The following is a 23,217-nucleotide window of genomic DNA, read 5'->3' on the forward strand; positions in this document are numbered from 1 at the left end:
GCAGGAATAAAAAGTAGTCTTAATATTGACAAAATAAACCTAAAAAAACAAGTTTTTTGTAGGTTTTATTGGATTCCTGCTTTCGCAGGAATGACATAAAAACCGTGCGGGTAATGCTACTCCACAATAATATTGCCTATAACACCACGATAGTAAGTTTGAGGGTCGTACATAGCTTCACTGTAAATAGCAGGAGTAGAGAATATGCCCTTATTAACTGCTTTGATTTTATACTGATACGTCATTTTTTGATCAGAAATAGTACCGAAAATCATAACTCTATCATCACGATTATTTATATATATCGGTTTCCATATCATTACTTCCTGCGTGCGTTCTAATATATTTATGTGGTTGTTATCCGGTAAAAGCTCGAAGCCTGCCGGTAATAAATCAAGTAGCACCATATTGCTCAAGGTTTTATTACTACCTGAACGCATGGTGATTTCCACCGTAATATTATCACCTAATTTTACTTTGCTAACCTCTTTATTATTTTCATCGAGATATTTTTTTGTTATTTCTATGCCTTTAACTATCTCTTTATTTTCTGTTAATTGCTTATCATAGCCTGAAGTTAAAAGCTGATAGAAAAAGCCGTTACTTGAGGATGTTAAGTCGATATTCTTATTTTCTACCGACAGCTCAGCAATCATCACTTTATTGCCTGTTAAAGTAACTTCTTTATCTGTAGAGGTTACTTTAATAGTCGCCTCATCTACATGATTTATTTTATCGGCATAGGCAAGACTTGCCATAATAGCATAGCTTGCGGATAGGCTATTATAGTTATCTTTAGCAAAAAGAGCGATATCCTGTACAATTTTTGGGTCAAAGTCTTTTAACCGTTCTGGAAAATGCATAGAAATTAAGTATAAATACTGACTATATTTTATTAGAGGATTGTAATACTGATAGTCTGTTTTTGATATAGGTTTATTTAGAGTAAATCTGTCTAATAATTTCTCCGCTTCTTCATTCATTTGCAGCATTTTATAGCTAGCTGCTAAATAAACGCTAGTCAAATCATCTTGCCATGTATTTTTATGGTACTCGTCTAAATATTTTAAAATATTTGCAATATAGCTTGTAGTAATAACGCTGTTTTGCGTCAAGATATAAACCGCATATGCCTTTTCTCTTGCTTCATCTAAGGAGTTTATTGATCTGTTAGCCATATTCTCTAAATAGTAAATACCTTGATTAAATGTATCACTTGGAACGGCTAAATATCTAGTTGCGCCCTCGCTTAAGAAATGCATAGCATAAACGGAAATAAATGGATCGGAATCGTCATTAAAATTGTTCCAATATCTAAATCCACCGTCATAATTTTGACGTTCTGATAAAGTTTGGAATATTTTTGATAATGATTCATCCATTTTTTTACGATCAGTTTTAAGAATCTGAACTAGCTCTTGTTCATTATATAATAAAATATTGGCAAAATTTTGGCTTATTAATTGTTCAGTGCAACCATAAGGATAATTATCTAGGAAATCTTTAAAGCCAGAAATAATAGCTAGCGGTGATTTAGAAGCGGAAATTTGTAGTTTAGCAAATTCAGGATATATATCCCGTAAGATTTTTAAATTAGTCTTGTTGTCTGTAATAAAGCCTGTATTAACTGTTGTAACGCTCGGACTAGCAGGGCGAACGCTCGTAGTACTAGTTAATTCGGAGCTATGTACTACTGCCATAGATATTATATCCGGCTTTAGGTGATTTATAGAAGCCACAACCTTTAAATCTGCCGAACCGAGTTGATCAGTCGCTTTTAATTTAACATTAATAGTAGCTTCCTTATTTTCGTCTATCGGGATCTCTTTAGGATAATCTAATATTTTAAGTCCTTCACTTGTTTCAATATTTAGAAAAACCTGAGCATTTCCTGAATCTTTTAGGTTATTAAATATTGTTACCGGTACTGTAAATTCATCATTTGGAGCTACAAATAAAGGTAAATTTGGATTGATAATAAGATCGGATTGGACTAATAAATCAGCTTTGGAAGTTCCTATAGAGTCAAGGCTTGAGGCTACCCCTATAACTCTTAAAGTGCCGTTAAAATAGCTTGGTATATCAAATGTGACTTCTCTCTCATCAAGATCTGCTTCTAAAATTCCTGACCAAAATGCTACGGGAGGTTGGTTTTTTCTTTTAAACGGATTAAGGTTTCGAGCGACATTTATACAACCGTCTCCGGCAGGAGCCGCCATATAAGCTTTCATTAATAAAGGATGCTCAGGTAATATTAAATCCATGATTTGTGATGTTCGGACTTCCAAGGCTTTATCGTTAATAAAGTAATTAAGCGGATCGGGAGTCTGATAACCAGCAAATGATAATATCCCTGCATCAACAGCAAATATTATTATTTTACCGGGATTTGTAGTACGGTAACGAATTGCTAGCTTTTCTCCCGATTTGATTTTTGCAGGAAGTGTTAATCCAATATCTTGTTTATGTTTATAAATGCCCGCAGTAAACGGTACTACTGCATAACTAAACGGTGATATAAAGATTTCCGTAGCTTCTATGTCTCTTATAAATTGTACATTTACATATCCCTTACCCTCAAAGCCGTCAGGAATTTTTATTTCTTGAATGCTATTATTTTCATCAGCTTTAAACCATTCAAAATTATGTACTTTATCGGTCTCGATAGTAATTAACCCATAACCTGTATAAGGAGTTATAATATTTAAAAGAATAGTATCGCCGGCTTTATAATCATCTTTATCAAGTTTAACTTTTAAATTTGCTTTGTCTGTTAAATTAGCCGTAACATTTCCTTCACCTATTACCGAAAATTCAGCTTGGGCAAAGATTGTATCTTCTTTATCGGTTAAGTAAATAACGTAATCGCCTGCTTCTTTAGTAGGTACTTTATAAATATAACTTTCGTTTGCCGTGATATTAATTTTGTCAGAAGATATATTAGTCTCAATAGGTACTGAACTGTAAGAATAATTACCGTTACTATCTGCTACTAAGTTATTTACATAAGTAATCTTTTTTAAGTTAAGAGTTAAATTAGGTGCAGCTACTTTTTCTGCTTTATTTGATATGGCTATGAATTCTATTGCCGCGCTTGTTTTTGTCTTAATATATTTTAGATCGCTATCGCTTCTAAATCCTATAATATAAGGCAGAGGTGACACTATAAGCGATTTGCTTGCGTTTACGCTTCTTCCTGAATCAGGCTCAAATCCTTCTGCTGAAAATGTTAGATTAAAAGTAGCGTTATAATATTTCTCAAGGTTAAGGTCAAAGTTTGCCGTACCTTTAGAGTCGGTAGTAATATCTCCTAAACGTTCGTTAAAAAACTCTTTATTTCCTTTGCTACTATAAAATTTATATTCTTTAAATCTAGGTACGAAAAACTCGGTAGGTCTAATATCAATAAAGCCGCTGACTTTTCTATTTTCTGCAGGAGTGCCGTAAAGATTTATGAGATTAACGGTTGCTTTAAGCTCTTTTGGATTCGTCCATAGCTCATCTTGTGAGTTATTGAAGTTTATGTTTATTTTCATGCGGTCAGGCTGAAAATCACCAACCCTGACAGACACGCTATTAAGATAGTTATTGCTGCCTTTATCTCCTACTAAATATAAGCTTATATTGTATAAGCCGGTTAAGGCATCATCAAGCGTTGAGAATAAATATTCGCCGAATCCTTCTGCATCTAGCACTATTTTACTTTTATCTATTACTTTTCCTCTAGGGTTAGTTACTTGTATTTCTAAAGGTAAGCCGTCAAATTTTCCTTGCCAGTCGGTTTGTTTGAGCATAATGCCTATGTGACCTTGCTCGTTTGGTCTATAGATGCCACGATCCGAAAATAAATAAGCTTTTAACCCTTGATCAGAACTAACGGCTCCTGCTACATCAAACCGAGAATAATTAACTTGTCTATCAATTCTACTATACGGCATAAATGAAAAATCATCCTTAGTAGTTAATATATAAGCCACTGGAGTTTTTTCTTTTGAAAAATCATTTATATTTGATAAAACGGCATGTCCTTTACTATCGGTTTTGCTGCTTACTAACACCTCACCGTTAAGTCCTATAATATCTGCTTTTACGCCTCCAGCCGGTTTACCGTTACTGATATAAGAAACAAAGATATGATGCGTCCCGGTTTTATCGGTTTTTACTATACAACCAAGATCGGTAACTAAAATTAATCTTTTATCTTGAGATATAATGTTATTATTGTCTTTAGCATAAACTTTTGCTAGAAATAACCCCTTGGAATAGCTGCCTGCTTCTTCTAAATTAAAATATTTACTGAAATCTAAATCGGTATAATGAGGTAAATTTAAATTTTGAGAGTTCACTATTACTTCCTCTTGAAATACCTCGGAAATATTATACTCATTAAAGGTATATTCATTTATAAAAGTCGGGTTTTGGAAAATATTATATCTATTTGTTTGGCTGATTAAATGATTAACTTCTTGCTGATTAATCTTATCGATTTCTAAATATAATTTATCTATGCCAAGTGAATATACGGGAAGCTTTCTTTCGCCGGCTAATGAAAGAATAGAACCGTCGGACATTAGCTTAACTTCTTTAGGGTTACCCGGTATTTGTACGATTTGAAAATAATCTGAGCCGAGTGTTAAATTATCCGATGTTTTAACACCTTGATTTACTTTAACAAGCAAAGCTCTTGAGGCAAACGTATCTACTTTAAAACTATGCATAGTAGTAATGCTTGGGACGGAAGATAAAAGCTCAAAATTTATTTTTTCACTCGATTTAAGAATATCATCGGTTATTTCTTTCGGATTTTGCCATTTATAGTTTTTTTTGCCTGCAACTCCTAAGAAAGCCGGCTTATCCTGCGGTAATAAAAATAACTCTAAATGTTTTTTTATTTCCTCACCCGACACCGGTGTATTTGTGGTAATTATAATTATCTGTTCCGGTTTTAGTTTATCATCTTTAACAATGGTAGCAGTACTATTAGTGATTTTTAAATATGAGGATAGACTTGGAATTAATACATTTTCTTTATAAGAATATCTTATGTTATTTGGCGTCTTATTATTTTGATCTTTTACATTTTTATATGTGAAAACTTCTCCGCCATGTAGAGGTTTAACACCGTCTTTTATAATTACGGAAACTGTGTCTTCTTTATCTGTAAGCGGTGGTATATTAGTAATAATCGTAGCTTCCGTATTATTGGTATTGAATTTGATAGAAAACGGTAATTTTTCTTTAGTTGAAGATTTTATAAACTCTATTCTTTCCTCTAGAGTTTTAGGATCGATAGGATAGTTAAAAGCTATTTTAGTTTGAACGAATTTTTTGGAAATATCGATATTATCCTGTAGATAATTCATTTCTTTAATAATAGGAAGTAGTGGTAAAGTCGTGAAACTTATATTATTACTTTTTAAACCGACAAAATTAGGGAATATATAATCTTCGATAGTAATCTTATAAGTTTGATGAGTTACAAAATTGCTTTCTGGAGTAAAATTTATGTTATACCACCAGCCAAATCGCCATTCTCCTTTAATATCAGGTGAAATAGATATGTAATCATTTATTTTTTTTCCGTTAAGCCCTAGCTCTCTTTGTGGCTTTGTACACCATTCTTTAATTCTAGAGTCGCAAAGGTCAATATTTAACGCATTTTGTCCTGCTAACAGATTTTCGTTAGTTAATTTAAAATATAAAGGTATTTTTTCGTTAAAGCTTGCAGCAATTAGTTGTACATTTATTAAACATACGAAAATAGTAAATACAAATTTGCGGAAAATATTTTTCATATCTATAGCTTATTATTTATGATAACTTCAATTATATATAAATAAAATTAAGTAAAGTAATGAATAAGGATATTTTTTTCAATATTCAGCAAAAATTTTTTTGTTATTTGGACAAGAAGAGTGTTATGAGATTATCATAATACTCGGATTTACTATATTAGGAGGCAACTATTTGCACAAGCTATTTGTGTATTACTTTTCACTACAATTTTATAAATATATTGTTAAAATCTAAGTACAACGGAAAGATTTAAACGATCAGTCAAAAAGCAATATCTCAACTGGGAGATAACTCTATATAGAAGAAAAATCTTTATTTCCCGGGAATAAATGTGTTTCTTTCTTGCTTAAATCTCACTTGGTAAAGCTAAATCCACCTCGCTCAAAATATAGTCCGTTCCAGCTTACGGCATTTAACTAAGCCTTTAAGTTCTTTATCCTTTACATAGGTAATTGTGTTTAAGAAGTCAAGATAAGAGCTAACTTTTTGGCTTTTCCTTTTTTTACAAGTCTTTTATAAAAAGGTTTAACTGCAGAATTATATCTTACAGACGTAACAGTTGCCATATATAATGCTTGCTGCCCGCATCGTTTTTCTACCACCTTGAGTTTTTGCTAACCTAACACTTAAACCTGAAAAGCTTGATTTTATGCTGCGTCCACCGTTTGATTCATTCATAAAAGTGAAAGAAATTGAAGAATGGCGCACCCGAGAGGAGTCGAACCCCTAACCTTATGATCCGTAGTCATATACTCTATCCAATTGAGCTACGGGTGCCTAAGTTTGAAGTACTTATTTCTAAGCCTTATTTCTTTTTGCTAATATACGAAGAAGCATATATAAAAGCATAGCATTTGTCAAGAAACATAGAGTGTTCTTATGTTTTTCTGAATAATAAAATATAAAAAATTACAATCAATAGTTGAATTATCGTATTATATATTGTATTAGAGGTTCATAAATTGATATGAGAAAAAAATGAATAAAATAAAATTAATCATAATTTACTTACTTTGCATTAATATGACTGCACAAGCAGACAATATATCAGAAAGTGCTAAAAAATTTAGCAGTAATTAACTCTTTAAATGTTGAGGAAAAGTGGCAGAAAGGTAATGTAATAAATTGTAAGTCGGGAGAAACTTTATTAGAAGAAACAGAAAAATATAATTCTCCTAAGTTAAAGCGTTTGACTCATTGTAGTTGTTTTGCGTATGTTGCTAGTGCAGCCTTGGGGCTTCCAAATCAGTCTCTACCATCCTGAAAGCGATAAAATTTTTATACCTTACTTTATCAAATAAGCAAGCTGAGTGGCTTGAAACAGACCGAATAAAGAACGAATGGCATTTTGTTAAAGCAGGAAATCGTGATGATAGTTTTATTCAAGCACAAAAATTTGCTAATCAAGGATATTTTGTTGTATCCGTATATAACAATGCTAATCCAACAAGAGCAGGGCATATTGCCGTTGTAGTACCAAGTAGTAAGGATATAGAGAAAATAAAAAATGAAGGACCGGACACGGGTCAAGCCGGTAATATTAATTTTTCCTGTAGCTCTTTGAAAAAGGGTTTTAGGAATAAAAAAGATGCATTTAAAACAACGAAATAAAATTTTATTATTATAAAATATAACAGATATCAGTAAGGTAACCGGACAGTTTTTATTCTATGTTATTCCCGTGGGGCATTGCCTGTATGGATCGATTTCCTGTTGTCATACCGTGGCTTGACCACGGGATCCATAAATATGATAAAAAAAATACTAGTATTTTTAACTGGACCCAGCAGGTACAGGCTACGGGGTGACAATGGTGGAATCGATCTACGCAGGCAATGTCTTCCTGCAGCAGCGGGCATCCCCAGTGTTTTAAGTTATTTTTTTGGATACCGTGGTCAAACCACGGTATGACACAGTGGATTTTACTGATTCATGCAACAATATCTTGCGGGAATGACACCGATTTATGCAACAACGTCGTCCCTGGTTTGCAGGAATGACATAATCAGCTTTTTTAGTTATTGGCTATTTTAGAGATTTATGCAACAGCATCTACCCATGAAATTTCTATGCTACCGACTAGATCAACTTGAGGAGTTTCGCTGTAGCTTGGTAAGTTATCATACACAAGATGAGCTAAGCCGGCTATTCTGTTTACTATCCCTGCTGTATTTTCATAAGCAAATTTTGCTGCTTCTATTCCTGTATAAGTCGTATTTTTTAATAACTCAAATGTGTTCTCCGGCGAATATGCAAGAGCTGTTCCAACACAAATCCCCATAGCAACTGTAGGATGAGCATAAAATCTTCATCCAGCCGTTGATATTGCTGCTTTTACAAATATTCGGATGATAATCTAATATATCAAGTATTGACAAAGTACTTACATTCTTTATAACATTGAAAATGTTTGTATTATGAGTATCAAACTAGATTCTTACGAACAAGATATTGAAGATAATTTTGAAAAGCAGCAAAAAATTGATGATAGAAGTGAAATAGCTTTGCTTCAAAAATTTGCAAAAGCACATCTTAGTAAAAAAAGATCTGTTACTATTAGGATTGCAGAACATGACATAGAAGTAATAAAAATTAAAGCTTCTAAGCATGGTTTGCCTTATCAGACCTATCTTAATATGCTAATTCATTCAGACACTACTCAACTCTAAATATTATGACCAAGTATAGATATAATCATGAAAAGAACGTTAAGTTATTGAATGAGCGTGGTATAGGCTTTGAAGAAATAATACAGTCGATTGTTGACGGTAATTTATTAGATATTAAATTACATCATAATCAAGAGAAATATAAAGGTCAAAAAATTTTATATGTTCAAATGATTGCGCAAGTATATGCAGTACTTTATATAAAAGGTGATAAAGATGCTATTTGCCTTAACACTTTATTTCCTAGCAGAAAAGCAAAAAAGGAATTTTTAAAAAATAAGAAATAATATATGCGTTTTATAGAAGAATTTATAAATAAAGGATATTTCCATCAATGTACCGATTTGGATCGGTTAACTGCTATAACGAAAGAAACAAAAATAGCTGCGTATATAGGCTTTGACTGTACTGCTACATCACTCCACATCGGTAGTTTAATGCAGATAATGATTCTGCGATTGCTTCAGCAGCACGGGCATAAGCCTATTGTAATTATCGGTGGCGGTACGAGTAAAATCGGTGATCCTACTTGGAAAGACGAAGTGCGCAAAATTTTAAGCAAAGAAGATATAGCTAAAAATGCCGAAGGTATTAAAAAATCTTTGTCGAAGTTTATCAAATTCGGTGACGGTAAAAGTGATGCTATTATGTTGGATAACGCAGAGTGGTTAGATTCGTTCAATTATCTAGATTTTCTACGGGATTTCGGTAGCTATTTCTCGGTAAACCGTATGCTGACTATGGATTCGGTAAAACTAAGGCTTGAGCGTGAGCAGCATTTAAGCTTCTTAGAATTTAACTATATGTTATTGCAAGCCTATGATTTTTACTATTTAAGCAAGCATTACAATTGCAGCTTGCAGCTTGGCGGTAGTGATCAGTGGGGCAATATCGTAATGGGAGCGGATTTAATTCGTAAAATAAGCGGCAAAGAAGTATTCGGTATGACGACACCGCTACTTACGACTAGCTCCGGTGCTAAGATGGGCAAGACTGCTGCGGGAGCGGTATGGCTTAATGAAGATTTGCTAAGCCCGTATGATTATTACCAATATTGGCGTAACTGCGAAGATGCCGACATAGTTAGATTTGCCAAATTGTATAGCGAGTTCACGCAAGAAGAGCTTAATAGGTTTGAGAGTTTAGCGGCAGAAGATATTAATGCAGCTAAAAAACAGCTTGCTTATGAGCTAACTAAGCTTTGTCACTCGGAACAGGCAGCAAAATCAGCTCTAGAAACTGCAGTAAAGATATTTGAAGAAGGACAAATCGATGAGAATTTACCTACCGTTGTTTTAGAGCAGGAAGTATTACAAGCAGGTATTAGTGCATATGAATTATTTCATGAAGTAGGGCTTGCTACTTCTAAATCGGAAGCACGCAAGCTTATAAGAGGGAATGGTGCTAAGATAAATGATAGATTAGTCGAAGATGAAAATATGATAATTAACACTAATTTCTTACTCGATAAAAAAGTTATAAAGCTCTCTGCCGGCAAGAAAAGACATATATTGGTTAGGGTTTGAATATTTTTCTAGATTACCATGTTCCCTTCAGTTGCAGCATTATTGTATGGCTCAAATATATTATGTCTAATTAAAACTGTAACTTTCAATTAGGCAAATTGTATATTTTCTATCTAATGGGCCCTTATAACATAAGTTAAATTCAAATTTAAACAGTAATGACTAAAATAAGGCTTGATGAATATTTGCTGCAAAAAGGTTTTGTAACAGATATTACCATAGCACGAAGTTTGATTATCCAAGGTAAAGTACATAATAAGCATGAGCAGTTAATTAAGCCTGGGATACAGGTTAATATAAATGATACCGACATTAAGGTAAAGCTACCGCAGCATAATTATGTTTCAAGAGGGGCATTAAAATTAATTGCCGCTTTGGATTATTTTAAAATTGATCCCGAAAATTTAGTTTGTATTGATATCGGTAGTAGCACCGGCGGTTTTACGGAAGTGTTACTTGAGCGTAAAGCAAAATTAATTTTTGCCGTAGATGTCGGTTATGGCGAACTTCATCCTAAATTACGCGACAATCCACACATTAAGGTGCTTGAGAAGACTAATGCACGATATTTAACCGATAAACAAATAATAACGAAGCCTGATTTAATTGTTTGCGATGCCAGCTTTATTAGTTTAACTACTATATTACCGACTGCACTAAATTTAGTTAAAGAAGATTGCATGCTTATTGCTTTAATAAAACCGCAGTTTGAGGTCGAAAAGCATGAAGTAGAGCAGGGAGGAGTTATTAAAAATCCTCTCTTACATCAAAAAGTATGCGATAAAATCAAAGATTGGCTTGAGAAAGAGCATAATTTTAAAATATTCGGTATAATAGCAAGTCCAATACTAGGAGCTAAGGGGAATCAAGAGTTTTTAATATGCGGAAAAAGAAAAACGCTTATTTTTCTATAGTTTATCCTTAATTTGAATTGTTTTAGTAATCATTGCATCTTCTAATGTATAATTATTCAATGTTTTTATAAATGCTTCACTTGCTTCTTTAATAAAATGTTTAAATTGGCATGAATTTGTAATTCTGCAGCTATTAGTATTTTTATTGAAACATTCTACTATATCCATATTAGGTTCTAATTTTTCTATTATATCTCCCAACTTCATGGAAGAAGGGCTAAATGCTAGCTTAATTCCTCCTCCTTTTCCTTTACTACTATTAATATATCCTAATTGTGCTAATCTATGAATCACTTTCATCAAATGATTAAGGGAAATATTATGGTACTCTGATATCTCTTTTACACTACAAATTCTTTCCGGTTTTGAAGCAAGATATATAAGGCTACGTAATCCGTAGTAGGTAAAACTTGTTAACTGAACTGCATAAAAATTTTATTTATTTTTACCTTGAATAAAAAAACGTCTATATAAGTCTAGTTACTATAATATGTATTTTAAATGCATATGTATAGTAAAGGTTATATTATTCAAAAAGGAGTAATTATGTCTAGAACAACTATAGTGAGAGAAATAAGAAAAACTGCTGAGCTATTTAAGAATTTTGATATTACTAAATCTTTAAATTTTTATGGAAATTGAGCAACTAAATATGAAGCAGTGGTAAATGAATTTTTTAATAGTAAGAGTTTTAATACTGAAAAACCTGAGAAAGGAATACAGCCAAATGCAATGAAAAATTTTTTAAATCTTACCGGCAGTAGTATTCTAAAGGTTTTAAGTGCATATAGCGAAACAGATGAAGTAGATCTTTTAGAAGTGATCCAATCCAAGCATTAGAGAATGATCATAAATGTAAAAGGGCGGTATCAAAAATTGTTGGTATACATGTAGGGCGTAATATTCCTTCAGAGTTATATCAACCTGTTGCTGAAGAGCTTATATCAAATGTAGATGAGGGTAACAAGCTGGTAACGGAAATATTAAATATAGTAGGAAAGCATTTTGTAAGTGCTGAAAAGAAGCAATATGATGAATTAAAAGCAAAGTATAATATAGCGAGTTTTGAAAGTCATAAAATAAAAATCGAAATAGAAAGTGCTGATAAAAATACGGCAAAAATAAAATTTTATAGACAAAATTAACAAAAAGTAATACCGCACAAACAAACATAGGCAAATTATTACTGTTAAAGTAGGAGAAAGATACAGTGAATTTACAGTTATAAAAACCGGTCATGATGAAGAAGGTCATTATTATGAATACTTAATAAAGAAAAATCCTAATGGAACTGTAACAAATTATCTATTTGATTCTGAAAATCATCTGGTAAAAGTACACCCTTCATATATTGAATCGGATATAGAAAACAATAAAGATCTCGTTCTTATCAGTGGCGGGTCGGGAGCAAGCCATTCTATTTCTAGAATTAATAGTATAACAAATGAAGAAAATGTTAAGCTTTCCGCCGTTATGCACATTATTCACTCTACTAGAAATAAAAACAGTGATACATTTCAATTAGATGCAGCTGTAAAAAAATTAACTGATATGGCAGCAATATGCGATACTGAAATTCACTATGATAAATTTTATACTCAAGATAGTTATAATAATATTAATGAGAACGATAATATACATTATCATACCGGTAGAATAGCTGAAGAATTTTTATTAGGCCTTTTAAAAGGTGAAACTGATGAAATTTGTGGTCCTCATTCTTTTAACGATCATGTGCAGCATATATTAGAAGCGAAAATGGGGGTTAACTCAGATTCATGTAGAAGCATTTTGTTCATCAGGAGGAGACTATGATCCATCTCTAAGCGGACCAGAGGGATTATCGAGTATTTGCCCCTTTATGAATATGTAGTTTTACAAAAATATAAAGTTAAATATTGCTTATATATTCTAATTAGTGTATTTTCGTTACGGATAAGCATTATAAAAATTATAGATAGGTGGGTTTATCCCACCTTTTTTGTTATAAATATCAAATATGCAAACTATTGAACAACAAATAACAAACGTAATAGAAGAATCCTTGACAGATATGGGGTTTGAGTTAGTTCTTGTGAAGTTTAAAGGTGTTAACCATAAAGTAGTCGAGATATTGATTGATAGCTTAAACAGCGAAAAAATATCTGTGGAAGATTGTACTAAAGCAAGTAGGACTATCTCCGCTATTCTAGATGTTGAAGATTTAATAGAAGCTGCATATTCTTTAGAGGTAGCATCAAGCGGTCTTGAACGTCCGTTAGTAAAGTTTGAAAATTATAATAGATTTTTAGAAAGAGAAGTTAAAATCAAACTTAAAGAATTATTGAACGGCAAAACTCGTTATCAGGGTAAAATAATTAAAGCCGAAAATAATAAAATATATTTAAAATGTGAAGAACAAGAAGTACTAATTGATTATGATTTAATTAAAAATGCTAATCTAGTTTTAACTGAAGAAGTATTTAAAAAATTGCTAAAGCAATAAGAGATAATGTATGTCTAATATAGGTAATATAGAAATTTTACAAATTATAGATTCTGTAGCTCGTGAGAAAGGAATATCAAAAGAAATTTTGATTTCAACGGTTGAACAAGCGGTACAAGCAGCAGGACGAAAAAAATACGGTAATGAATATAATATTAAAGCTCAGATAAATAGGAAAACCGGTGAGATAAATCTTTTAAGGATCTTAAAAATAGTAGAAGATGTAGAAGATTACTTAACGCAAATCTCACTTGAAGAAGCTTTAATAAAGAATCCGGAAGCTAAAATCGGTGATGAGATATATGAATATTTACCGCCGATTGATCATGCTAGAGTATCGGCTCAAGCTGCAAAACAAGTTATAACTCAACGTGTTATAGAAGCTGAACGTGAAAAACAATATCATGACTTTAAAGATAGAAAAGGCGAAATTATAAATGGGATAGTTAAGAGAATAGAATACGGTGATATAATAGTTGATCTGAGTCGTGCTGAAGCAATAATAAAAAAAGATCAATTAATTAAGGGTGAGAATTTTAAACCTAATGATCGTATAAAAGCATATGTACAGGATGTAAGGCAAGAAACAAAAGGACCGCAGATTTTCTTGTCTAGAGTAGATAACCAGATGCTAGTTAAACTATTTAAGCTAGAAGTACCTGAAATTCTTGAATCTACTATTCAAATAAAATCAGTAGCACGTGATCCCGGTTCAAAAGCAAAAATAGCGGTATTTGCTTCGGATAGTAGTATAGATCCCGTAGGCTCATGCGTAGGTATTAGAGGTAATAGAGTAAAAGCCGTAACAAATGAATTAAACGGAGAGAAAATTGATATAGTATTATGGAGTAATGATCTTGCACAGTTTATAGTTAATGCTCTTGCACCGCTTGCACCTGGGGAAATCACAAAAATTTTGATTGATGAGGATAGGCATAAGGTAGAAGTAGTAGTTTCGCAAGAAAATCAAAGTATTGCAATAGGTAGAAGAGGGCAGAATGTTCGTTTAGCTTCTCAGCTTACAGGTTGGAATATCGATATAATGACCGAAGAGCAAGAATCAAAAAGAAGAAATGAAGAGTTCTTAACTTCTACGGCATTATTTATGGAAGCTTTAGATGTTGAAGAAGTTATAGGTCAGCTTTTATCGGTAACGGGATTTAATTCAGTAGAACAAATTGCTAGTAGTGAGATTAGTACTTTAACAAGAATTGAAGGCTTTGAGGAAGAACTTGCCGTAGAGATTAAAAATCGAGCTATTAATTACGTCGACCTTAAGAATGAAAAGATTATCAAAAAGCTAGAGGATCTAGGAGTTGAGCAAGAATTAATAGATATATTAGAATTATCGCTTGAATTAATATTACAATTTGCCGAATATGGTATAAAGACCATAGAAGATTTAGGAGAGATGAGCGTAAATGAATTTAAAAATTTAGCTCCAAATTCTAATATAACGGACGAAAATATTAAATTGCTGATTAAAACTGCTAGACAGCATGGTGCATTGAAGGATAGTTAGTGGGTTGAATGTAGGGTGTATGTCATTCCTGCGAAAGCAGGCATCCAGAATAAATAGCTTAGTAATTAGGGCGTCCTTGAAAAATAAACCTATAAAAATAAGTTTTTTTATAAATTTTAGTGGATTCCCGCTTTCGCGGGAATGACATAAACGAGCCATGCGAGCAACGCCGCTTTTAGCTAGGAATGACATAATCAAGTAGTAGACGGACAAAACAGAAACACAAAGGTTTTAAATATGACGGATAACCAGGAAATCAAACCCAAAAAGTTGACACTTGGCAATTCAAAATTATCGCTTAATAAGTCTTTTGACTCTCTTACAGGAGCTCAAAGCTTTGTTAATGCTAAAGCTAAAACGCTAGTAGAAGTTAGAAAAAGCTCTACTGGTAGTGCTACTACCCTTTCATTAAATAAAGAAAGGAATAGCGTAGATCAAATTGTTATTGATGCTAATAAGGAAGAATTTAACAGACGTTTATCTATTCTTAAAAAAGCTGCTGAGCAATCTCAATTAAATGACCCTTCAAAAATAAGCACTTTAAGCAAACTTGCAAGTATTAACCAGTCTGCTAACTCAAAAATAGCACCGCTAGAAACTGATAAAGAAGTTGAACAAAAGCAGCAAAATACCGAAGAAAATAAAGTAGAAGTTAGTGCTAAAATCGTTCAAGATGATGAAGATATACCGTCACAAATACCTAAAAAGAAAGAAGAAACTTTTGTAAAGTTTCCTTTAGTAGGAATGCGAACACGTTACGGTATAGAATCAGAGCAAGAATTAGATAAAACAGTAGATAGTAAAATAATAGCACCAAAAATTAAGCTAGAAGAGCCAAAAAAATTCAAAAAAGCCGATCTTTTCAATATGCTTAGCGATGACGAAAGCGGCAGCGGTAGAACTAGAAGTCTTGCTTCTATAAAAAGAGCTAGAGAAAAAGAAAAGCGTAAATTAGTATCACAAGCACCTGAGAAAGTATATAGAGAAGTGACGATCCCGGAAGTTATCGGAGTCGGCGAGCTTGCAAATGCTATGTCTGAAAGAGTGGCTGATGTAATTAAAGAATTAATGAAACTCGGTATTCTTGCAAATGCTAGCCAAACAATAGATGCCGATACGGCAGAACTAGTTGCAACAAATTTAGGGCATACAGTACAAAGAGTCCAAGAGTCAGATGTTGAAAATGTTTTAATTAGTGATGATAAGGTTGAGGATTTAAGAACGCGTGCTCCGGTTGTGACGGTAATGGGTCATGTCGATCATGGTAAAACCTCATTGCTTGACGCTCTTAAGTCTACAGATATTGCTGCAGGTGAGCTAGGCGGAATTACACAACATATTGGGGCTTATAGAGTAACTCTTGCAGACGGTAGAGCAATTACTTTTATTGATACTCCGGGGCATGAAGCTTTTTCGGAAATGCGGTCAAGAGGTGCTAAAGTAACGGATATAGTTATTATAGTGGTCGCAGCAGATGATGGAATCAAAACGCAAACGGTTGAGGCAATTAATCATGCGAAAGCAGCGGGCGTTCCTATAATTGTAGCTATTAATAAGATTGATAAGCCTGATATTGATATTGAGCGTGTAAAGAACGAATTATATGTCCATGAAATTATCGGCGAAGAGGCAGGTGGTGACGTTATGATTATTCCTATCTCGGCACTAAAGAAAATTAACTTAGATAAACTTGAAGAAGCAATTTTATTAATTGCAGAAATGCAGGATTTAAAGGCAAATCCTTTCGGTTCAGCTGCCGGTGTTGTAATCGAGTCAAAAATTGAACAAGGAAGAGGAACGCTAACCACTATATTAGTGCAGCGAGGTACTTTAAGAAACAGTGATATTATAATAGCTGGTACTGCTTACGGTAAAGTTAAAAAGATGACTAATGATAAGGGACTAGAAATAGTAGAAGCAACTCCGTCTGTTCCTGTAGAAATTCAGGGGTTAAATGAAGTGCCTTTTGCCGGCGATAAATTTAACATAGTAAAAAATGAGAAACAAGCAAAAGATATAGCCGAATATAGAATGCGTCTTGCTAAAGAAAAAAAAATATCTATTGCACCGCGTTCAAGTTTAGAAGATTTGTTTTTAAAAGCTTCCGGTAATAGTAAAATTAAGGAATTACCTTTAATTATTAAAGGTGATGTTCAAGGGTCGGTTGAAGCTATTTCAGGTAGCTTATTAAAATTACCGAGTGATGAGATAAAGCTCCGTATACTTCATAGCGGCGTAGGTCCGATAACGGAATCCGATGTATCTCTTGCACATGCTTCTTCGGCTATTATTGTCGGCTTTAACGTTAGAGCAGGGGCAAATGCCTTAACTGCCGCAGAAAAAGAAAAAGTCGATATTCGATATTATAGTATAATATATCATTTAATTGATGATATAAAAGCCATTATGAGCGGTATGCTTGATCCGATCGTTAGAGAGCAGTATATCGGAAGCGCAGAAATTAGACAAATATTTAATATTACCAAAGTCGGCAAAATCGCCGGTAGCTATGTAACTAAAGGGATTATTAAGAAAGGAGCGGGCGTACGCTTATTACGTGATAATGTAGTCATTCATGAAGGAAAACTCAAAACTTTAAAACGCTTTAAAGATGAAGTTAAAGAAGTTAGAGAAGGATATGAGTGTGGTATAGCATTTGAAAATTACGAAGATATTAGAGAAGGAGACACAGTTGAAGTTTTTGAGCTAATTCAAGAACAAAGACAATTATAATATACTCGTTGAACTTCAAAAATTGGCTACATTATAATACAAGTACTGCGGCGTTGTTGCATTGATACTACTAAATCGTCATTGCGAGTAGTTGTAGACTGCATGGCAATCTCATGAAATAATAACAAACTCCAGAGATTGCTTCGTCAATTACTTCGTAATTTCCTCGCAATGACGAAAAGTTAGAACCACGCAACAACGCCCTGCTTTCGCGGGCATGACATTTAGTAGAATATCCCTTTTTGATAAATTAATCAATTTTAAGTAAAATATAATAAAAAGTTAATAATTATTAGCCTTTATCTTGACCTCCTCATAATTTCTATTATAATGCAATGTTGATTATTATAATCAGAAATGAGGAAAAATTATGGCCATAACATCAATTTTTAATAAGTTACAAAATTTAATCCCAAATAATACCTCTCCAAAGTCAGCCTCCTATCTTGCTAACGATGAATTTGAGTTTATAACTTCTCCTACTAATCAAGAAGAAAATACTGATTTTTTAGCAGCGTTAGATAATTCAATTAAGCAGTATGACGAAAAAAGTGCAATATGTAATAAAAAAATAGTAGAAGATCAAGCTAAATATCCTTTTTTAAATTCTAAAATGATCTTCCAAGAAGCAGTAAAAGGTCAGCCAGATACTCTAGGCATCTCTCAAATCAGATTTACAGATCTTTTAAATAAGCTTGATGGTATTGAAAAAGTAACTAACACACCTAAAAGTAAAGGTTTTTTCAGTACATTTAGTTCATCATTAAAAACAGTTTATGATTTCGGAGTAAAGAGTTTTAATATTATAAAAAATACATCTAGTATTCTTTCTTCGAAAGTTGCTGAAACTTTTAATCTTGTGAGTAATAAAGTTTTTTCTTATTTAAATAATAACGCTGAAGAAACATTTAATCTCTTAGATCAACTAGAAACTCTTCCTGATAATGAGTTAGTAGAAGCAATTTTAAACACGTCTGAAAATGCATTAGATGAAGTTTTTGAAAAGATAACATATAAAAAATTGGTAGAATTAATTAATAATATTTCCGATGAACAAGCACAAAAATTAGTTCATTATATTTTGCCGGAGCATTTTGAAAAATTAATGCAATTTATTCCATTAGATAAATTAAATACATATATGGATACTACCCTTTCTTTAGAAAAGCTTACCGAGCAGGAACTAAAAAAATTATCAGGTGAGGATATTTCTGATGAACAGCTTGAAAATATAATTATTTTAGCAGGAGAAGAAAAGCTTGCAGAAAATTTTGATATTATTCCAAATAAAAATTTAGTAAGAATCATGAGTCATATTTCAAATGATAAGCTAGCAACAATAATTTCGCACGCCTCAGATGAAAGTCTAGTAAGAATCATTGATATTATTAACTCGGATAATCATGATTTATCGAAATCATTAGTTGGGCAAATAATAGCCTTAATATATGACAAGAAGTGTGTAAAGCAAGAATCAGGGGCAGTATCTGATAGTGATTCCGGATTCTTTGATTATGAAGATGAAATAGAAGTATCAGACAATCAAGTAGAACACTCTAATAGTGATTTTACTATGAAATTATCTTATAATTTTGGAGTCTTTAATTATGAAGATGATGTAGTATACTTATAATAAAGCTCTTATGTCATTTCGTTGATTATAGAAATCCAGTAAATGGATTCCTACTTTTAACTAGGCATGGCATAATTGATTGCGATTTTAGCATCAGGAGGGCGTATGTATAGTGGCTCGATAGAGCTATTTAATTTTACATCGCTCGACAATCTACTAGCAATATATCTACAGGTAACCCAAGCTTTAACTCGTGCAAAACGTGGCAAGGTTATTATATTCGGCAAATGCATAATTTGGTGATATATAAATTCAAGTCCGCTACCGCAACAAACTATATTCCCTTTCTCATTTGTAAGCAGTTTTATAGCATACTCGAAATCTATCAATAACGGCTCTTCTATTTGTCCTGATTTATGAAAAACTTGCATATAAAGCTGTGAGCGATAAGCGTTTAAAAAGACATATATTTTATCATAATCTTTAACTTGAGTTATGGCTCTAAAATAAGCATATTCAAAATTGCTAACCGCTACTGCTTTAATATTCTCCTTGGAAAATAATATACCTTTAGCACTAGCAAGTCCTATTCTAATGCCGGTAAAGCTACCGGGTCCGTTAGTTACCGCTAAATAATCTAAATCATCATATGAACATTTAGCTGATTTCATCACGTCTTCTATCATCGGCATTAGATTTTCTGCTTGCATAGAAGGACGTAAGTCTTCTATACATGCAAGGATATTCTCATTTTCGGATATTGCTACCGATGCAGTATTATTGGCTGTGTCAAATGCTAGTATTTTCATAGATTATTATTTGAATAAGTCACTATGTGTACTGGTATGTATATAGATAGTGTACCGGGAAATTTTTGAAAAGTCCTTATGTCATTCCTGCGAAAGCAGGAATCCAGGCTAAAAAAATCTTGATTTTAAAGATTTTTTTATTATATGACTTTCTTCTTGAGTAAAGCTTTTAAGAAGCTTTACTCAACTGGATTCCCGCTTTTGCAGGAGTGACATGGAATAAAATAGTAAAGGTTTGCAGAATCATATTAAATTAAGCTTTTTATACATTTCTTTATACGCAGAATATTTATTAATATTTAAACCTTTTGCTGATTCTTCTAATATTTTTATTGATTCTGCATTTAATGCTTTTTCCTGTGCTATTTTATGATATATCGCTTCTCTTACAAAATTCATAATAGTATCATTTTTATGTGCAGTGTGAACTTTAAGAAAATGATGTAATTTGTTTGGTATATCTATGCTTAGTCTAGTCATATTACATACTTATTTAAGTAATTACTTAAGTAAGTATATCATAAAATAAGAAAAATAAAAGTAAAAATATAGTCTCTAAAAATTATTTAAAGTATATTCAATAAAAGTTTGGCGTGCTTCAACCTGTCTATTATTATGAAATAAATATCTATTAAAAAAATAGTTTGTTAGAGCTAAAGCTTGCCGTTTTTCTTCTAATGTAATCTCACTATTATCTGAAAGTAAAAATCTTGGTAACATCAATAATTTATCTTTATAAGGTTTTCCTACTTCATATGATAATGCTCTAGCTGATTTAGGTGATACATAGATTAAATCAGTTGTAACATGGCTCACGCCGCACTTGGTAAGATCAAGCTTATAACCCGTCTCGGCAAGTAAAGCTAGCTCAAAATTAATATAATCACGAAAACAAAAATTCTTTGATAAATTATCTAAATAGTTAATTAGAAATGAAAAAAATTTAGAATGTTCTTCTCTTTCATGAAATAACTCTTTGATTAAAGATATAACAGAATTAAAGGCATATAATTTAGCTTTATTTGTGATAAAATAACCAGTGTAAGATTTAATGAGTTCACATTTAGCCATGCCAATATGTTCATGTAATCTTGCCTGCCAAAGAAAATCTATAATATTCCCTTCTTGATATATAAATTTACTTTTTTTAGTAAATTCTTTTACAACTCCCGAATATAAACCATGATTTTTAGTAAAAACCGTAATAATAAATGTATTTTCTTTCAAAGGTTTTTTAGCAATTATTACTCCTATATCTTTGATATTCATGGTTTTTTTATTAAATTTTCGTCATTGCAAGGAAAATTACGGAGTAATTGACGAAGCAATCCAGTTAAAAATGCTAATTTTTAGCATTTTTTTAATTATTTTCTGGATTGCCGTGCTCCTTTCCGTCGCTCGCAATGACGGTTTGATATCCGTACAACAACCCCCTAGCTTCCTCAGAATTCCCTGTATATGATATATTCTTATACCCTAGTTTGATTGCAGTAAATAAAGCGGCGTGATCCTCTCCTACATTTACGGTAAGATCTAAAACTTTTTCCGGAAATTCTTTACTTAGAGTTTTAAACATGTAATCAATTGCTAGCATACCGTAATATTTTACGCTAGAGGCATGATTTGTTAATATCAGCTGTTCTTCTACACTAGATAAAAAATTACGTGCTTCTTCCAAATTTCTTATTTCATAAACTATACTCATTTAATTATCTCTTTTAGGTCCTTTAAATGTGAGACGGAAGATATAAAGTCATACGTTAAATTTTCAAATTTAGAGCAGATAATCTTATTAAATCCAAGTTTTACGGCTTCTTTTATTCTTATTGCTGCTTTTGCGGTTTTTCTTATTTCACCCGATAAGCTTATTTCGCCGAAAAAGACGCTATGTTCGGGTACAGGGTTGCCGGTTGCAGCAGATATTAAGCTCGCTGTTATTGCTAAATCAGAAGCAGGATCGGCAATTTTAAGTCCCCCCGCAATGCTTAAATATACCTCATAATTAGCAAGATTCAGTCCTATCCTACTACTAAGCACAGCAAGTATCATTGATAACCTATTAGCATCCCAGCCCACCGCAGAGCGTCTAGGAGTGACCATATTTGATGGTACTATAAGGGCTTGTACTTCCATAAGTAACGGTCTTGAACCTTCGATTCCTGCAAAAATAGACGTACCTATAACGTTCTGTTCTCGCTGCATTAAAAATAGTTCAGATGGATTTGTTACTTCAATAAGCCCGCTGCCGCTCATCTCAAATACTCCTATTTCACCCACACCGCCAAAACGATTTTTATATGAGCGTAAAATACGGAAATGATTATTATGATCTCCCTCAAAATATAGCACGGTATCAACTAAATGTTCAAGTATCTTAGGACCTGCTAGTTGTCCGTCTTTAGTGACGTGACAGCTTAATAAAATAATTATATTGTTTTGCTTAGCATAATTAACAAGCTGATTTGCACATGTACGAATTTGCGAAACAGTGCCTGGAGGCGATGATAATTCTTTTGTGGTAATTGTTTGAATAGAATCAATCACTATTAAATCAATATTATTTTTATTAGCTTCTATACTCGCAATAATATCTTCCAAATTAGTAGCTGCTAAAATATCGGTATTATAGTTAGTTAGGTTTAGCCTTATGGCCCTTAATTTTATTTGGTCTAACGATTCTTCGCCCGTTATATATAAGCAATTCATCTTTGATGCAAAGTTACTTGCTGCTAGCTGTAGTAACAAAGTAGATTTGCCTATACCAGGGTCTCCTCCTATTAATATAGCAGAACCAAGCACTAAACCGCCGCCTAGTACTCTATTGAATTCACCTATAGGGGTAGGGATGCGTAACTGCTCGGTTACATGCCCTGAAAGCTTATCGAAGTCTTGCTTGCTACCGAATTTAACAATTGCTTGATTTGTACTTATTATCTCTTCGACAATACTACCCCATACACCGCAATCAAAGCACTGCCCTGACCATTTAGGACTAATATTTCCACAGTTAGAACATATGTAATGTTTTTTGGTCATGTTTGTTTTTTAATGTCTTGTTACGCGGTTCTATGTCATTCCCACGAAAGCGGGAATCCAGAAAAAATAACCTTAATACAGGTACAAAATTACATACTATTAATAAAATAAAAATATAAAAACAAGTTTTTATATTTTATATGTTTTACTGGAT

The 23,217-nt window shown here is 32.7% G+C and carries 19 protein-coding genes, 1 tRNA gene and 1 pseudogene; 11 read left to right on the forward strand and 10 right to left on the reverse strand.

Annotation, left to right across the window (positions count from 1 at the left end; all coding sequences use genetic code 11):
• Positions 1 to 116: 116 nt before the first annotated feature.
• From WSW_RS0106680 to WSW_RS0106690, 3 genes are all read right to left on the reverse strand, one after another.
• Positions 117 to 5,795: an alpha-2-macroglobulin family protein gene (locus WSW_RS0106680; RefSeq protein WP_016917532.1), complete on the reverse strand. Its 5,679-nt coding sequence runs from the start codon at positions 5,793 to 5,795 to the stop codon at positions 117 to 119.
• A 538-nt stretch (positions 5,796 to 6,333) separates the two neighbouring features.
• Positions 6,334 to 6,474 (reverse strand): hypothetical protein, encoded by a 141-nt coding sequence (locus WSW_RS1000000114160; protein ID WP_410525658.1) that lies wholly within the window; start codon positions 6,472 to 6,474, stop codon positions 6,334 to 6,336.
• A gap of 22 nt (positions 6,475 to 6,496) precedes the next feature.
• Positions 6,497 to 6,573, reverse strand: a tRNA-Arg gene (locus WSW_RS0106690).
• Between the two features lie 277 nt (positions 6,574 to 6,850).
• Here WSW_RS0106690 and WSW_RS1000000113350 point away from each other — a divergent pair.
• A complete protein-coding gene (locus WSW_RS1000000113350; protein ID WP_016917534.1) occupies positions 6,851 to 7,060 on the forward strand; it encodes a hypothetical protein in 210 nt (69 codons plus the stop codon).
• A gap of 774 nt (positions 7,061 to 7,834) precedes the next feature.
• Here WSW_RS1000000113350 and WSW_RS1000000109725 read toward each other — a convergent pair.
• A pseudogene (locus WSW_RS1000000109725) lies at positions 7,835 to 8,146 on the reverse strand (hypothetical protein).
• Between the two features lie 67 nt (positions 8,147 to 8,213).
• On the opposite strand from WSW_RS1000000109725, the gene WSW_RS0106710 reads away from it, so the two are divergent.
• The 4 genes from WSW_RS0106710 to WSW_RS0106725 all read left to right on the forward strand — a co-directional run bounded on the left by WSW_RS0106710 (position 8,214) and on the right by WSW_RS0106725 (position 10,905).
• Positions 8,214 to 8,465: a CopG family antitoxin gene (locus WSW_RS0106710; protein WP_016917536.1), complete on the forward strand. Its 252-nt coding sequence runs from the start codon at positions 8,214 to 8,216 to the stop codon at positions 8,463 to 8,465.
• Positions 8,466 to 8,470: 5 nt separating this feature from the next.
• On the forward strand, positions 8,471 to 8,752 hold the full coding sequence (locus tag WSW_RS0106715) for a hypothetical protein (RefSeq protein ID WP_016917537.1): 282 nt from the start codon (positions 8,471 to 8,473) through the stop codon (positions 8,750 to 8,752).
• A gap of 3 nt (positions 8,753 to 8,755) precedes the next feature.
• Positions 8,756 to 9,991 carry a tyrosine--tRNA ligase gene (tyrS, locus tag WSW_RS0106720; protein ID WP_016917538.1) on the forward strand — a complete coding sequence of 412 codons (1,236 nt, stop codon included), beginning with the start codon at positions 8,756 to 8,758 and terminating at the stop codon, positions 9,989 to 9,991.
• A 158-nt stretch (positions 9,992 to 10,149) separates the two neighbouring features.
• A complete protein-coding gene (locus tag WSW_RS0106725; protein WP_014273589.1) occupies positions 10,150 to 10,905 on the forward strand; it encodes a TlyA family RNA methyltransferase in 756 nt (251 codons plus the stop codon).
• On the opposite strand, the gene WSW_RS01000000108755 is transcribed toward WSW_RS0106725, so the two are convergent.
• Positions 10,900 to 11,286: an RrF2 family transcriptional regulator gene (locus WSW_RS01000000108755; protein WP_050542985.1), complete on the reverse strand. Its 387-nt coding sequence runs from the start codon at positions 11,284 to 11,286 to the stop codon at positions 10,900 to 10,902. The two genes, WSW_RS0106725 and WSW_RS01000000108755, sit on opposite strands and share 6 nt — an antisense overlap.
• Before the next feature lie 279 nt (positions 11,287 to 11,565).
• Here WSW_RS01000000108755 and WSW_RS0106740 point away from each other — a divergent pair, with 279 nt between their 5' ends.
• From WSW_RS0106740 to WSW_RS0106765, 6 genes are all read left to right on the forward strand, one after another.
• On the forward strand, positions 11,566 to 11,745 hold the full coding sequence (locus tag WSW_RS0106740; protein ID WP_016917541.1) for a hypothetical protein: 180 nt from the start codon (positions 11,566 to 11,568) through the stop codon (positions 11,743 to 11,745).
• A 633-nt stretch (positions 11,746 to 12,378) separates the two neighbouring features.
• Complete coding sequence (locus WSW_RS0106745) at positions 12,379 to 12,720, forward strand: ferredoxin reductase domain-containing protein (protein ID WP_016917542.1); 342 nt, start codon at positions 12,379 to 12,381, stop codon at positions 12,718 to 12,720.
• Positions 12,721 to 12,904: 184 nt separating this feature from the next.
• Positions 12,905 to 13,390, forward strand: a complete 486-nt coding sequence (gene rimP, locus WSW_RS0106750) for a ribosome maturation factor RimP (protein ID WP_016917543.1) — start codon at positions 12,905 to 12,907, stop codon at positions 13,388 to 13,390.
• Between the two features lie 10 nt (positions 13,391 to 13,400).
• Complete coding sequence (gene nusA / locus WSW_RS0106755; RefSeq protein ID WP_016917544.1) at positions 13,401 to 14,912, forward strand: transcription termination factor NusA; 1,512 nt, start codon at positions 13,401 to 13,403, stop codon at positions 14,910 to 14,912.
• A gap of 237 nt (positions 14,913 to 15,149) precedes the next feature.
• Positions 15,150 to 17,645 carry a translation initiation factor IF-2 gene (infB, locus tag WSW_RS0106760; RefSeq protein WP_016917545.1) on the forward strand — a complete coding sequence of 832 codons (2,496 nt, stop codon included), beginning with the start codon at positions 15,150 to 15,152 and terminating at the stop codon, positions 17,643 to 17,645.
• A gap of 370 nt (positions 17,646 to 18,015) precedes the next feature.
• The gene (locus WSW_RS0106765; RefSeq protein ID WP_016917546.1) at positions 18,016 to 19,278 is read left to right on the forward strand and encodes a hypothetical protein; all 1,263 of its coding nucleotides are present in this window, start codon (positions 18,016 to 18,018) and stop codon (positions 19,276 to 19,278) included.
• Between the two features lie 56 nt (positions 19,279 to 19,334).
• Here the strand turns inward: WSW_RS0106765 and tsaB are convergent, their stop codons facing one another.
• The 5 genes from tsaB to radA form a co-directional block, all read right to left on the reverse strand.
• On the reverse strand, positions 19,335 to 20,027 hold the full coding sequence (gene tsaB / locus WSW_RS0106770; protein ID WP_016917547.1) for a tRNA (adenosine(37)-N6)-threonylcarbamoyltransferase complex dimerization subunit type 1 TsaB: 693 nt from the start codon (positions 20,025 to 20,027) through the stop codon (positions 19,335 to 19,337).
• Between the two features lie 243 nt (positions 20,028 to 20,270).
• Positions 20,271 to 20,507, reverse strand: coding sequence for a hypothetical protein (locus WSW_RS0106775; protein ID WP_016917548.1), 237 nt, complete (start codon positions 20,505 to 20,507; stop codon positions 20,271 to 20,273).
• A gap of 75 nt (positions 20,508 to 20,582) precedes the next feature.
• Positions 20,583 to 21,296: a DNA repair protein RecO gene (gene recO, locus WSW_RS0106780; protein WP_016917549.1), complete on the reverse strand. Its 714-nt coding sequence runs from the start codon at positions 21,294 to 21,296 to the stop codon at positions 20,583 to 20,585.
• Between the two features lie 91 nt (positions 21,297 to 21,387).
• A complete protein-coding gene (locus WSW_RS0106785; protein WP_016917550.1) occupies positions 21,388 to 21,732 on the reverse strand; it encodes a hypothetical protein in 345 nt (114 codons plus the stop codon).
• Positions 21,729 to 23,063 (reverse strand): DNA repair protein RadA, encoded by a 1,335-nt coding sequence (gene radA / locus WSW_RS0106790; protein WP_016917551.1) that lies wholly within the window; start codon positions 23,061 to 23,063, stop codon positions 21,729 to 21,731. The genes WSW_RS0106785 and radA overlap by 4 nt, the downstream gene beginning before the upstream one ends.
• Positions 23,064 to 23,217: the final 154 nt, after the last annotated feature.

The sequence above is a fragment of the Rickettsia honei RB genome (assembly GCF_000263055.1).
Taxonomy (GTDB): Bacteria; Pseudomonadota; Alphaproteobacteria; order Rickettsiales; family Rickettsiaceae; genus Rickettsia; species Rickettsia rickettsii.

Bases quoted from the DNA above. Each gene is read 5' to 3' on its own strand.
- rimP (WP_016917543.1), top strand. From the start codon at position 12,905: ATGCAAACTATTGAACAACAAATAACAAACGTAATAGAAGAATCCTTG.
- WSW_RS1000000114160 (WP_410525658.1), bottom strand. From the start codon at position 6,474: ATGAATGAATCAAACGGTGGACGCAGCATAAAATCAAGCTTTTCAGGT.
- infB (WP_016917545.1), top strand. From the start codon at position 15,150: ATGACGGATAACCAGGAAATCAAACCCAAAAAGTTGACACTTGGCAAT.
- WSW_RS0106775 (WP_016917548.1), bottom strand. From the start codon at position 20,507: ATGACTAGACTAAGCATAGATATACCAAACAAATTACATCATTTTCTT.
- WSW_RS0106785 (WP_016917550.1), bottom strand. From the start codon at position 21,732: ATGAGTATAGTTTATGAAATAAGAAATTTGGAAGAAGCACGTAATTTT.
- WSW_RS0106680 (WP_016917532.1), bottom strand. From the start codon at position 5,795: ATGAAAAATATTTTCCGCAAATTTGTATTTACTATTTTCGTATGTTTA.
- recO (WP_016917549.1), bottom strand. From the start codon at position 21,296: ATGAATATCAAAGATATAGGAGTAATAATTGCTAAAAAACCTTTGAAA.
- tsaB (WP_016917547.1), bottom strand. From the start codon at position 20,027: ATGAAAATACTAGCATTTGACACAGCCAATAATACTGCATCGGTAGCA.
- WSW_RS0106725 (WP_014273589.1), top strand. From the start codon at position 10,150: ATGACTAAAATAAGGCTTGATGAATATTTGCTGCAAAAAGGTTTTGTA.
- WSW_RS0106745 (WP_016917542.1), top strand. From the start codon at position 12,379: ATGCACATTATTCACTCTACTAGAAATAAAAACAGTGATACATTTCAA.
- tyrS (WP_016917538.1), top strand. From the start codon at position 8,756: ATGCGTTTTATAGAAGAATTTATAAATAAAGGATATTTCCATCAATGT.
- WSW_RS0106715 (WP_016917537.1), top strand. From the start codon at position 8,471: ATGACCAAGTATAGATATAATCATGAAAAGAACGTTAAGTTATTGAAT.
- WSW_RS0106765 (WP_016917546.1), top strand. From the start codon at position 18,016: ATGGCCATAACATCAATTTTTAATAAGTTACAAAATTTAATCCCAAAT.
- WSW_RS0106710 (WP_016917536.1), top strand. From the start codon at position 8,214: ATGAGTATCAAACTAGATTCTTACGAACAAGATATTGAAGATAATTTT.
- radA (WP_016917551.1), bottom strand. From the start codon at position 23,063: ATGACCAAAAAACATTACATATGTTCTAACTGTGGAAATATTAGTCCT.
- nusA (WP_016917544.1), top strand. From the start codon at position 13,401: ATGTCTAATATAGGTAATATAGAAATTTTACAAATTATAGATTCTGTA.